The following is a 13,028-nucleotide window of genomic DNA, read 5'->3' as shown; positions in this document are numbered from 1 at the left end:
GCTTATTTTCAAAACATTTTGTAGTAAAATAAATTAACAAACGAGTTGAAGTACTATTAATAATACAAAGACTACACAACTAAATTTAAATATTTTTCACTATGTCATTCATTAATCTAAATGCGAGGTGCTTATTTTGAAACAAATAGATCCTTTCAATGATTCACAACATACAAATAAAAAACATAATAATGTAAAAACTATGATGCTTGAAAATGAGGCAAATGATAATCACAAATCGTCAACTGTTAAATTCGTCATTACACTTATACTATTTATTTTTATTGTTTTCTTTATAATTGGTATTATTTTAATTTTGACGTAATTTACATAAATCTACAAATATCATATCTTATAAAACAAATCTTTAACTTATCTTTAAAAATATAATGTATACTAAAACAATCAAGTAATTTCACGATGACTTTAATAAAAATCATCGCTTTTACAATATTTATTAATTAAGCAATTTGAAATATACCTAATTTTCATTCAAAATATTATGTGATTCTTGTAATAGTGAAATATTAGCGTCAAACTACATAAGAGGTGATATTATGAAACACTATTTAATCACAGGTGGTACTGGTATGATCGGTACCCAACTCGTGAACGCAATCGTCGAAAGTGATGCACACATAACTATCCTCACTCGCCATGATCAACGTGCAACTCACTCTAACATCCGTTATGTTAATTGGTCTAAATCTAATTGGGAAAATAACGTGCCTGATATTGATATTGTTATCAATTTAGCTGGCGCAACGTTAAATAAACGTTGGACGCCATCATACAAAAGAACGATTATGCTAAGTAGAATTCAATCAACACAAGCATTAGTAAATTTATTTAGTAATAGATCTCATAAACCAGAGATATTCTTCAATGCGAGTGCCGTCGGTTATTACCGCCCTGACGCTTACCAAACTTACACTGAATTATATCAGTCATTACCTTTTGATTTTTTATCAGAAGTAGTATATCAATGGGAACGTATAGCTAAACAGTTTGAGTCGTTTGGTACACGTGTCGTTATTGGTCGTTTTGGAATGGTGTTATCTAATCAAGGTGGTGCATTCCCACTTATGAAATTACCATATGATTTAAATGTTGGTGGTAAGTTAGGTTCCGGCCAACAATGGTATTCATGGATTCATATTAACGACTTAACACGTGCGATTTTATATCTCATTAATAACGAACGAGCAAGCGGACCATTCAATTTAACCGCACCAGTTGTTGAACGTCAAAATCTTTTTGGTTATACGATAGCAAGAATTAGTCATAAGCCACATTGGACTTGGGTGCCATCACCATTAATACGTCTCATGTTAGGTCAAATGTCAACAATCGCTTTAGATACTCAAAAAGTAATTCCAACAAAATTAGAAGCTTTAGGTTTTGAATTTAATTATCCAAATTTAAAATTAGCTGTGGAAGAGTTAATTTAAATAGTTAATTATCATTGAATAAAACATTAAAAAACCAGTCCTATATAGGACTGGTTTTAATTATTTATGCTTCTGGTTCCATAACATGGTCAATTAAACCATATTCTTTTGCTTCGTCAGCAGATAAGAAATTATCACGGTCTGTGTCTTTTTCAATTTTTTCAATTGATTGACCTGTACGTTCAGCTAAAATTTTATTTAATTTAGCTCTTGTTTTTAAGATATGGTTCGCAGCAATTTCTATTTCTGTCGCTTGACCTTGGGCACCACCTAATGGTTGGTGAATCATAACTTCAGCATTAGGTAACGCAAAACGTTTACCTTTAGCACCAGCTGATAATAAGAATGAACCCATTGATGCAGCCATACCAATACAAATTGTTTGTACATCTGGTTTAATATGTTGAATTGTATCATAAATCGCAAAACCAGCTGTTACACTACCACCAGGTGAATTGATATATAAGTAAATATCTTTTTCAGCATCTTGTGCTTGTAAGAATAATAATTGAGAAACAATTGAGTTTGCAACATTGTCATCAATTTGTGAACCTAACATAATTATACGGTCTTTTAATAAACGTGAGTAAATGTCATAAGCACGTTCACCACGATTTGTTGTTTCGATTACTGTAGGAATTAAATTCATTATATTTCCTCCTTATTTATAACTGTTGAATTTATTTTAACCTAAAAGTCAAAAATGGTCAAAAAATAAACTCATGTTTTTTATTCTTTTTAAAAAGTGTATTGACCATTACTTTGAAGATTTGTAAACTTAAAGTATTGTTTATTTTACCCCTCGTAGTGTAATGGATAACACTTAAGATTCCGGTTCTTACAATAGGGGTTCGATTCCCTTCGAGGGGGCTAAGTTAGTGTTCAACGTTACTTCTTGCTACCACAAGCTTTAAGAAGTTTTATTAATCGTCGTTGGGCACTTTATATATTTATACATTTGAGATGCTATCAAAACATTTAATTTCTACCTATTTTTTAGGTAGTTTTTTTATTAATAACATTAACTTAAAAAGTAGTTTAATCCATTTTATTATTTATATAACACAACTACTATACCTTATAAAAGTGATTATAGCATGTAGCTTATAAGTTATATACCAAATTAACTTTCTTTTTACTTTTCAATACGGCATATAATATTTCACTAAAGATAAGCTACAGGTACTAAATTCATAGCTAGAAACCACTCTTCACTCATTCTGACAAATGCTGTAAGTGCGCTAAATAGACATATTTAAAAGTACCGATTGTACTGTTTTTTATAAATACAATATAACTGCGACATATAAATAAAAAACAAACACATAATTGATTACATGTTTGTTTCTGCTTTTTCGTTCTTATATTTTACTTAACCAAAAATGATTAATAAAAAGCCAACTGCAAATAATGCAGTCGAAGCCTTTCGCCCTCTATAAAACTCACTTAATAATATTGTTGCTAAACCTACGATGACAAGTTGTTGATTATAAGCAACAACTCCCATAAAATCACCTATCATCATGATGACGCCGCGTACAACCCAAAAAATGATGAGCACCATCGCGATAAGTCTTAAATAAGCTAAAATTTTCACTACGTTAACGCTCCTTATACAACTAATTCCTTTTATAATAACTTAATATCAATTCTAACATGTATACCTATAATTGATATATTTTATGTTTTACTATGACAATTAATTTTTATACTAAAGGAATAGATGTTTTTATTGCTTTGATTGTTTGTCTCATTGACTTGATGACAAACAATCATTGAATAAGTAATATTTTAGTATTATATTGGCTAACGATTTATGCCAACTCCTGCGGGAAGATCACTTGCCGAAGACTACAGGCTAAGGCAGTGCCCGCGGAAAGCGTGCATAAAAAAAACTGCCAACAAAGTCAGAAATTTTGTCGACAGTCTGAAAGATATCTTCATTTTATGGAAGTATCTTTGTTTATATTTAAACTATTAAACTTTGTGATATTCTATTGGATCGATTTCATGTTTCCTCATATCTGAACCCTTTTGATAGGAAACGACTATGCCAATAATTAATACTATCATTAACATAGTTACGAAAATTTTCCCGGCGGGTGTCATGGTAAAAATCTCACTCAAAACAATAAGTATGATTAATACGAAAAATAACACGAAAGCTAGATACATTAGTAAATTAGCCATATTATTACTCTCTCTGTAGATTTCTCTATTGCACTATTATTTAATCAATCTGTTCGCCACTGCGTATTTTATCAGCCATTTCGTTTAATTTTCTTAAACGATGGTTAACTCCAGATTTTGAAATGGCACCAGTAGACATCATTTCACCTAATTCTTTTAACGACACATCTTGATGCTCAACACGTAATTTAGCTATTTCTCTTAGGCGATCAGGTAAATTATCTAAACCGACTTCCTTGTCTATCAATTGAATACTTTCAACTTGTTTCATTGCAGCACTTACGGTTTTATTTAAGTTCGCAGTTTCACAGTTCACAAGCCTATTTACTGAATTTCTCATATCACGCACAATTCTAACATCTTCAAACTTAAGTAGCGCTTGGTAACCACCAATTAAACTAAGAAAATCAGATATTTTTTCAGCTTCCTTCAGATAAACGATACTTCCTTTTTTACGTTCTAAATGTTTACCATTAAGGTCATATTCATTCATTAATTTCGTTAATCCTTCTGAATGGCTTTCATATAATGAAAATATTTCTAAATGATACGATGATGTTTCAGGATTATTTACCGAACCACCTGCTAAAAATGCTCCTCGCAAATAACTACGACGCATTTCATCATCTGCTATCATAGATTCATCTATTTCGTGGGTAAAGACACCATCTTTCAATATACCTAAGTCTGCCAATATTTTACGTGATTGCATTTTTATTCGACAAATATAAATATTATTTTTCTTTAATTTCATTTTCTTTCTTACAAGGATTTCAACCTCTACTTGGAATACTTTTTTTATTAATGAATATATACGTCTTGCAGTTGTAGCATTCTCAGTTTGCACATTTATTACAAACTGTTGATTTGCTAGACTCAACGCACCATTCATTCGGATCAAAGCACTGAGCTCTGCTTTTGCGTTGTCTATATCAACTTCAATTCTTGTTAATTCATTTTTCATGTCTGATGCAAAGCTCATAGCTATCCATTCCTTTTCTTATATTACATATTACAATTCATCGTCTTCTTTTTTGGGATTAAATTTAATCGTTCTTGTTGTATCTAAGGCAATTTCATAAATCATTTTCGACAATACTTTAGTATTATGCCTAACATAATACTCAGATGAAATTTGCACTAAGTCGGGATGTGTGTAGACTGCAATATTTTCATTCTCTAATACTTCATAATCACATATTACCGGCGTTGCATTCTCTTGGATATATCGTTCTAATACTTCTTTATTGTATGTTTGCGGTCCACAAATCGTACTATCAATAAATGCCTGTCCAACATGATCATGTATAGCTTTAATATGATCATACGCCGTGTAATCATTCGTTTCACCAGCTTGCGTCATCACATTAGTAACATAAAGTTTTGGCGCTTCGCTTTCCACCAATGTTTGCGCAATTCCCTCAACACACAAATTAGATATCACACTGGTGTAAAGTGAACCAGGTCCTAATACAATTAAATCAGCATCTTTTAATGCTTGAGTTGCTTCTGCCATAGGTTTTACATCTTGAGGTTCAAGAAAAACTTGTTTAATTTTCTTATTTTTCTTTGGTATATTAGACTCTCCATGGACAATTTCGCCATCTTCCATCACTGCATTTAAACGCACACTTTCGTTAGTTGATGGGATAACCTGACCTTTAATATTTAAAATTTTACTCAATTCTTTAACCGCATGACCAAAGTCATCCGTTATATTTGTCAAGGCAGCAATAAGTAAATTTCCTAGTGCGTGACCTTCTATTTGATTTTCTTGGAAACGGTATTTAAATAAAGCATCAATCATAGGTTCTGCTTCACTTAACGCTGAAATTACATTTCGGATGTCACCGGGTGCAGGAATATTCATTTCATTACGAATTTTACCAGTGCTTCCCCCATCATCTGCCACAGTTACAATAGTTGTGATATCTATATTGTAATCTCTAAGTCCACGTGCTAAGACAGAAAGTCCTGTACCGCCACCGATGAGTACGAGCTTAATTTTTTCCATTTTGTTCGCCACTTTCAATATGTGCATCTCTATGATGAACATAAACGTTATAGTCAAAACTTTCTCTTAGCGATTCTCCAATACGTTTCGCTAAAGCGACGGAGCGATGCTGTCCGCCTGTACAACCTAAAGCAATCACAAGCTGTGTCTTCCCTTCTTTTTTATATCCTGGAATCATAAATTTTAATAAGTCCATCAATTTCTCATAAAAAATAGTTGTTTCTTTCCATTTCATAACATATTTATAAACTGCCTCATCTTCACCTGTTAGTGGTCTTAAAGATTCTACATAGTACGGATTAGGTAAAAAGCGAACATCAAACACTAAATCAGCATCGATTTGCATACCGTGTTTAAAACCGAAACTCGTTACATTAATACTAAACGTTTCAAAATTATCATTATTAAAATAATCATTCACACGACTTTTAAGTTCTTTAGGTTTAATATTTGATGTATCAATAATGTAATTCGCTAAGCTGCGAATTTCAGTAAGCAGATAGCGTTCTTCCTCAATAGATTCCATAAGTGGGCGTTGACCGTTATCATTAAGTGGATGCGCTCTACGGGTTTCTTTATAACGAGATACTAACTTTTCCGTAGTAGCTTCTAAAAACATTAAATCAACAATAACGTCTCCACGACTTTTAATTTGGTCCATTTCCTGCACTAATGATTTGAACAGTTCTTTTCCTCTTAAATCAATGGCGATGGCAACCTTTTGTAGTGATGGATTACCTTGTTCCATTAATTCTACAAATTTAGGCAATAATATCGGCGGTAAATTATCGACACAAAAATAACCAATATCTTCTAAACTTTGAATTACTAAAGACTTTCCAGCTCCGGATAAGCCAGTAATCACTAATAATTCACTTTTTACGATTTCCTTTTCTTTATGTTGCATTTGTTATACACCATCCATTGTTTAATATGTTATTTGGACACAATCATGCTATCGTAATATATTTTACAACAAATTTCAATTGCACGATAGTAATTTTACTACATGATGGACAGCAAAACATAAAAAAGCTAGTGCAAGTTTACGTTACTTTAACTGTAAGTCCTCACACTAGCTATTTCTTAGTTGCTAATTACGCTTCAATTCGATCTTTTAATTCTTCAATATATGCTTGCGCATTTTGTGCAGCAATACTACCGTCACCAGTCGCAGTTACGATTTGACGTAAACCTTTTTCTCGTACATCGCCAGCCGCGTAAATACCTGGTATAGATGTTTGCATTTCTTCGTCTGTTAAGATATATCCTACATCATTGGTAATACCAAGATTTTGGAAAGGTGCAGTTAGTGGCTTCATGCCGATATAAACAAATACACCGTCAGCATCTAATGTTTGTTCAGTTCCATCTACAGTTGATGCTAACGTAACTGAACCTACTTTGCCATCTTTTTCATTAATTGTTTTTAGCGTATGACTCCAAATGAAATCAATTTTATCATTTTTGAATGCACGATCTTGCAATATTTTTTGTGCACGTAATTCATCTCTTCTGTGTACGATAGTAACACTATCAGCAAATTTAGTTAAGAATGTACCTTCTTCAACTGCTGAATCTCCGCCACCGATAACGAATAGTTTTTTACCTTTAAAGAATGCTCCGTCACATACTGCACAATAGCTGACACCACGACCTCCAAGCTCTTGTTCACCTGGTACTCCAATTTTTTTGTATTCGGCACCAGTAGTGATGATAACTACGTGTGCTGTAATTTGGCTATTGCCTAAATCTACAACTTTATAGTCACCTTTGTCTTCGACTGATTTAATATCACCATATTGGTATTTAGCACCAAACTTTTTCGCATGTTCAAACATTTTAGTAGATAAATCTGGTCCCGTAACCATTTCAAAACCTGGGAAATTTTCTACTTCTTCTGTATTTGCCATTTGACCGCCTGGCATACCTCTTTCTATCATTACTGTACTTAAATTCGCACGTGATGCATATACAGCTGCAGTCATACCAGCTGGTCCTGCACCAATTATAGCAACATCAAAGTCTACTTGTTCAGTCATTTCATTGCCTCCTATTTATATTCATTATGCGCATTATATATTATTTCTTGCATTTCTTAAACTTATATGCTCATGAGATATTGAATGGTTTGATCTAAGCGATAGCGTGTCACTTCGAACCAATCCATAACTTGTTGTTTCGTTAATTTTTTATTTTTATGTTGATAATGTATATATGCAAATGCTGCAAGATACCATTCAACATGTGTTAAATCTTTATTGTCTGCGATTATTGCTTCGGCTTGATCAATCCATACAATAAACAATTCTTCATCTTGTTTCAAGTGTTGTGTTTCATATAGTTTTAACAATCCACGGTGAATAAAATCTAATTTTGTTAATTTCAATCCTTGGATTAAATATGTGAGATACAATTTTTCATAATCATTCATTGTTTCTAAAATCGACCATATTTCTTCCGTGAGCAATACTTCTCTGCCCTTTAATTGATTTAGTAAAAATATGCCATATAATCGATGATGACTATCATCATTCAACAATAAAGGTAGAATTTGATTGTTAAAATAATCTTTACTTTCTTCAATTTTCCACGGGGCATAGCCCATGTCTACTTTTGATATTTCTTGAAGTTTTGACCAAAAGAATTTACTATCCTCTAACTGATCTAAATAATAATGATTAAAACTTAAAGCATTATACATTTGAATCGACAGAAACTTACCTTTTTTATAAAGAGGCAATAAGAGGTTTTGCGAAGCTTGATATTCTTTCAAATAACTTAAGACGATGCCTAATTTAAAAGCTTCATCTTCATTCATTGGCACTACTTTTCCTAGTAACTTTAAATATTGTTGATATTTTTCTTTTTCTTTAGTGTTGTATAGTAACAACGTGTAATGACACAACGCGTGCATATCTGTAGCATCTTCAGATAATAATTGTTCAAACATAGTCTTAGCTATATCATATTCGTTTAAATACAAATAACACATTGCTAATAAATTACGAATAATTTTATGTTGTTGAATCACTGCATTCTGACGTAGAATATATGCTTTCGCTTCTGGTAAACGTCCTTGTGAAAATAAATATTGAAAAATTAGTTGTATTGCAAAGAGTTGACTTTCTTGTTCAATATCGTGCTCTGAACTATACGACACTTCAAACATTTCATCTAGTTGCGTTTGGTATTCGTCATCATTTGAAACTAATACATAATTAATACCAAACAAGAAAGCCTTGTTTGGTTCATTTAACTCAATGTTTAACTGACTTAATTGATAGAAACTTTCGGCAACAAATTCATTTTGTGCAACACTTTCATAAAACAGTCTTTCAGCTCTTTGGCCTTGACCTAATTTCACTAAACACGTGGCATAACTGACTTTAACATCAAAATCTTGAGGTGACATTTCAAGCACTTTTCTAAAAAACGTTGCCGCTTTATTATAATCCTGTTGTTCAAATTTTGATTCGCCTCTGCGTTTATAAAAATCAGCGTCTAACTTCATTGATATAATTTTGTCGTTATGTGCCATCCATGCTCACCTCCTTTAGCAAGTTCTTTTTATTGTTTCACAATATGCAATGGATTTCCATAGGCAAATGCATTGTCAGGTATGTCTTTACTTACAACAGCTCCAGCACCCACCTTAACATTTGAACCTATGACCACACCAGGCAATATCGTACAATTCGCACCAATTAAAGTATCGTTCCCGATAATTACTTTACCTGTTCTAAACTCATCTACTAAAAATTCATGCGTTAAAATTGTAGTATTGTAACCGACAACACAATTTTTTCCAATTGTAATGTATTCTGGGTACAAAATATCCGGTATCACTTTATAAGCAAATGCAGTATTAGCACCTACTTTCATATGCAAGACATGTCGATAAAGAAAATGTTTCAAACGTACACTTGGTACAAAGCGACATAGTTCAATGACTATAGTTTGTTTAAAGATCTTAACTTTTTTAACATATCGATACATGTGCCATAGTGGATTTTTCCCTAATACAGCTATTTTTTTAACATTTCTCATGTTTTATCTCACTTCGCCTTTTTAGTTGGCCAACTTAGTGCTCCCGCTTCACGATAACGCGGTGAGTCGTATTTCACACGTCTGATAATCATGATTGCAATGCCAACAATAATTAATATAACAGACATCAATTGCGCTACACGTATACCTTCTGTCAACATCAGACTATCCGTTCTCATACCTTCTACAAAGAATCGTCCAATTGAATACCAGATAAGGTATAGACAGAATGTATCTCCAACTCTTAAATGTTTGCGTAATACAATTAATACTATGAAACCTAAAATATCCCATACAGATTCATATAAGAATGTAGGATGGTAATATTTACCATCAATATACATGTTGTTGATTATAAAATCCGGTATATGTAAATTTTCTAAAAATGTACGTGACACTGGACCACCGTGTGCTTCATGGTTTACAAAGTTTCCCCATCTACCTATACCTTGACCTAAAATCATACTTGGCGCTATAACATCACCAATTTGAAAAGGATTTAAATTTTTAATTTTACATAAAATAATACCGGTAACAAAACCACCTATTAATCCACCGTGTATTGCAATACCACCATGCCAAATCATCGGTATTTCTATAGGGTTTTGTATATAATACGGCCATTGGAATATAACAAAGTATAAACGTGCTACTATAAATCCAAAAATAGCACTCCAAAAGATTATATCTACAAGTGTATCTTTATCATGGCCAACACGTTGCACACTTGCCTGTGCAATAAAATAGCCTAGTAATATGCCTACAGCAATTATCACACCATACCATCGTACAGCTAATGGCCCTAGTTCAAATGCAATGGGATCTATATAGCTTAACATCATTCTTTTGAGTCCCTCTCATTCTGATTACCATTTCGTAAAATCTCTGCATTTAAACGGTCGTTAAATTCTTCAGCAGTATTAATCCCCATAATATTCAAACGATAGTTCATAGCTGCAACTTCTAAAATAACAGCGACATTTCGGCCCGGTCGAACTGGTATCGTCTTTTTAGTAATTTCGTTATCTAAAATTTGTAATTTTTCTTCATTCAAACCAACACGATCATACAATTTATCTTCATGCCAATTTTCCAAATGAATATTTAAACGAATACGTTTTTCCGTTAAAATGGCACCTGCACCAAACAATGTCATAACATTAATAATACCTAAACCTCGGATTTCTAATAAATGTTCGATTAATTTCGGTGGCTTTCCTATTAATTCATCTTTACTAATTTCTCTAATTTCAACATTATCGTCTGCTACTAAACGGTGACCGCGCTTCACAAGCTCTAATGCAGTTTCACTTTTCCCAATACCAGAATCACCTGTAATTAAAACTCCTACACCATAAACATCAACAAGCACGCCATGTAGTGATGTTGTACGTGCTAATTCATGCTCCAAATAAGTCGTTAGACGGCTCATCAATTGTGTTGTCGCATCTTTTGATGTAATTAACGGCGTATCTAATTCTTTCGCTGCTTCTACTAATTCCCCTGGTGGTTCTAAGTCACGTGTTATAATAATTGCTGGTGTTTCTGGACGGCACAATTTGCGCATTCTGCCTTTACGTTCCTCATCGGGCAATAGATTATAAAATGACAATTCAGTTGTTCCTAATAATTGAATACGATCTGATGCATAGTGAGAGAAATAACCTGCCATTTCTAATCCTGGTCTGGAAATATCAGTGTTTTTAATCTGATTTTCTAAACCCGCTTCCCCTGCAATTAATTCCAAATCAAACCGTTCCACTAAATTTTTAGTCGTTAACATAGGTTCACCTCAATAATGTTTTTCCTATTCTTATCATGTTAATATCATATCAAAAAGATGCGATTATCCATATAAAAAACTATCTTTAAAATTTTCTATTTATTATAAATCAATGTGCATCGTAAATGGTAACGTTATTAGACACTTCATTATACATAAAAAAATATGCTTTATACAAACTAACTTCTAAATTATAAAATTTTTTAAGATTTAGCAATCATCCTCTTTATAACAATAAAAAACAGCGCCACATTTTATAATGATAAAATATAGCACTGGTTTTTTGTTAGTTATGGAATAAACATAATTTTATTGTACTTTTCTTTATGATTTACGAGTTTATCAAATATTTCTGGTCCTTCATCTAAAGCCACTCTTGTGGTAATCATTGGTTTTACATTTAAGTCACCTGTAGCCATATAATGTAATGTGGCTTTCCATTCTTTACCTGGAAACGGACTAGATATACCATTCCAAGAACCTATAACATTTAATTCATTGCGTAATATTTTTTCAAAGTATTGACGTTCAATAACCATATCAGCATAAGGAATACCTATTAAAATTACTTCGCCACCTTTTTGGGGCAACATCAAGGCATCGTTTATCGTTTGTGGCGCCCCCGCAGATTCAACAGCTAAATCAACACCAGAGGGAAACAATTGCTCTTTTTGTTGTGCCAATGATTGTGTGTGTGAATTAATTAAAATATCGGCACCGAATTGTTGTGCAAGCGTCAATTTATTATCATCAATATCTATGGCAATGATTTGTGCTGCACCAAATATTTTTGCCCATTGTACTGCAAGTAAGCCAATGCTACCACAACCTATTATCGCAACTGTATCTCCAGGTTTAATTTGTGACTGATAAAAACCATGTGCCACCACTGCGGACGGCTCTATCATAGCACCTTGCTCAAATCCAATAGCTTCATCCATAGGTAAGACATTACTTTCTGGCAAGCAAATATATTGAGCAAATGATCCTGGTCGATATGAGCCTGTCACAAATAAATTGTTACAGCGTGCATACTCACCTCTTTCACAGTATTCACACTCATAACAAACGATGGCAGGACAACCAACGACTGCATCACCTTTATTCACCGTTGACACATCTGCCCCTACAGCAGCGACAACCCCTGAAAATTCATGACCAAACGTCATACCTTTAATATAAGGTCCTAATTTTTTATATCTTGAACTATCAGAACCGCAAATACCCGTTGCTTTAACCTCTATCAGTATATCATCTGGATTAACAATCGTTGGCATTACTGTCTCTTCGCATCTGATATCCTCAACACCATATAAATTCAAAGCCTTCATATCATCCCTCTTTTCCTAAAAGGTAGCTTAAAACACACCGGTGCTATCTTATTTTAACTATTATCTTGCTTTACCCTTTGTTTTTTCACAAATATAGCTGCAAAATAACTCGCAATCACAGCAGTATTACATATCAATTGATGTTCCATATAGACGTCTGTAAGCTGTCTCATCGGTCCAATCATAAAATCTAACATAGCTTCGACCAT

Annotated in this window: 14 protein-coding genes and 1 tRNA gene; 3 read left to right on the top strand and 12 right to left on the bottom strand. The window is 33.0% G+C overall.

The window, feature by feature from the left end; genetic code table 11:
* The first annotated feature begins 136 nt into the window (after positions 1-136).
* Together JVU85_RS05275 and JVU85_RS05270 are read left to right on the top strand one after the other, a co-directional pair.
* A complete protein-coding gene (locus tag JVU85_RS05275; protein WP_002510692.1) occupies positions 137-325 on the top strand; it encodes a hypothetical protein in 189 nt (62 codons plus the stop codon).
* A gap of 232 nt (positions 326-557) precedes the next feature.
* Entirely contained in the window at positions 558-1,451 is an 894-nt protein-coding gene (locus tag JVU85_RS05270; RefSeq protein WP_002509820.1) for a TIGR01777 family oxidoreductase, read from the top strand.
* A 64-nt stretch (positions 1,452-1,515) separates the two neighbouring features.
* Here JVU85_RS05270 and clpP read toward each other — a convergent pair whose 3' ends face one another.
* Positions 1,516-2,100 carry an ATP-dependent Clp endopeptidase proteolytic subunit ClpP gene (gene clpP / locus JVU85_RS05265; protein WP_002509821.1) on the bottom strand — a complete coding sequence of 195 codons (585 nt, stop codon included), beginning with the start codon at positions 2,098-2,100 and terminating at the stop codon, positions 1,516-1,518.
* Between the two features lie 149 nt (positions 2,101-2,249).
* Here clpP and JVU85_RS05260 point away from each other — a divergent pair.
* Positions 2,250-2,321: transfer RNA gene (locus tag JVU85_RS05260), tRNA-Arg, on the top strand.
* A 502-nt stretch (positions 2,322-2,823) separates the two neighbouring features.
* On the opposite strand, the gene JVU85_RS05255 is transcribed toward JVU85_RS05260, so the two are convergent.
* The 11 genes from JVU85_RS05255 to JVU85_RS05205 form a co-directional block, all read right to left on the bottom strand.
* Positions 2,824-3,048, bottom strand: a complete 225-nt coding sequence (locus JVU85_RS05255) for a hypothetical protein (protein ID WP_002509822.1) — start codon at positions 3,046-3,048, stop codon at positions 2,824-2,826.
* A gap of 633 nt (positions 3,049-3,681) precedes the next feature.
* Entirely contained in the window at positions 3,682-4,623 is a 942-nt protein-coding gene (gene whiA / locus JVU85_RS05250; RefSeq protein ID WP_002509824.1) for a DNA-binding protein WhiA, read from the bottom strand.
* Between the two features lie 30 nt (positions 4,624-4,653).
* Positions 4,654-5,655 (bottom strand): gluconeogenesis factor YvcK family protein, encoded by a 1,002-nt coding sequence (locus JVU85_RS05245; RefSeq protein WP_002509825.1) that lies wholly within the window; start codon positions 5,653-5,655, stop codon positions 4,654-4,656.
* Positions 5,642-6,562 carry an RNase adapter RapZ gene (gene rapZ, locus JVU85_RS05240; RefSeq protein ID WP_002509826.1) on the bottom strand — a complete coding sequence of 307 codons (921 nt, stop codon included), beginning with the start codon at positions 6,560-6,562 and terminating at the stop codon, positions 5,642-5,644. Before rapZ ends, JVU85_RS05245 begins: the two co-directional genes overlap by 14 nt.
* A 190-nt stretch (positions 6,563-6,752) precedes the next feature.
* On the bottom strand, positions 6,753-7,697 hold the full coding sequence (gene trxB, locus JVU85_RS05235; RefSeq protein ID WP_002509827.1) for a thioredoxin-disulfide reductase: 945 nt from the start codon (positions 7,695-7,697) through the stop codon (positions 6,753-6,755).
* 62 nt (positions 7,698-7,759) lie between these two features.
* Positions 7,760-9,196 carry a tetratricopeptide repeat protein gene (locus JVU85_RS05230; RefSeq protein WP_021459129.1) on the bottom strand — a complete coding sequence of 479 codons (1,437 nt, stop codon included), beginning with the start codon at positions 9,194-9,196 and terminating at the stop codon, positions 7,760-7,762.
* Positions 9,197-9,225: 29 nt separating this feature from the next.
* Entirely contained in the window at positions 9,226-9,705 is a 480-nt protein-coding gene (locus JVU85_RS05225; RefSeq protein WP_002509829.1) for an acyltransferase, read from the bottom strand.
* An 8-nt stretch (positions 9,706-9,713) separates the two neighbouring features.
* Positions 9,714-10,547, bottom strand: coding sequence for a prolipoprotein diacylglyceryl transferase (gene lgt / locus JVU85_RS05220; RefSeq protein ID WP_002509830.1), 834 nt, complete (start codon positions 10,545-10,547; stop codon positions 9,714-9,716).
* Entirely contained in the window at positions 10,544-11,488 is a 945-nt protein-coding gene (gene hprK / locus JVU85_RS05215; protein WP_204172108.1) for an HPr(Ser) kinase/phosphatase, read from the bottom strand. The genes lgt and hprK overlap by 4 nt, the downstream gene beginning before the upstream one ends.
* 290 nt (positions 11,489-11,778) lie before the next feature.
* Entirely contained in the window at positions 11,779-12,819 is a 1,041-nt protein-coding gene (locus tag JVU85_RS05210; RefSeq protein WP_002509832.1) for a galactitol-1-phosphate 5-dehydrogenase, read from the bottom strand.
* 53 nt (positions 12,820-12,872) lie between these two features.
* Positions 12,873-13,028 (bottom strand): hypothetical protein, encoded by a 156-nt coding sequence (locus tag JVU85_RS05205; RefSeq protein WP_002509833.1) that lies wholly within the window; start codon positions 13,026-13,028, stop codon positions 12,873-12,875.

Origin of the sequence: Staphylococcus sp. GDY8P72P, from assembly GCF_016890655.1 — a bacterium.
Classification (GTDB): domain Bacteria; phylum Bacillota; class Bacilli; order Staphylococcales; family Staphylococcaceae; genus Staphylococcus; species Staphylococcus arlettae.
This window is presented reverse-complemented; position numbering and strand designations above follow the sequence as displayed.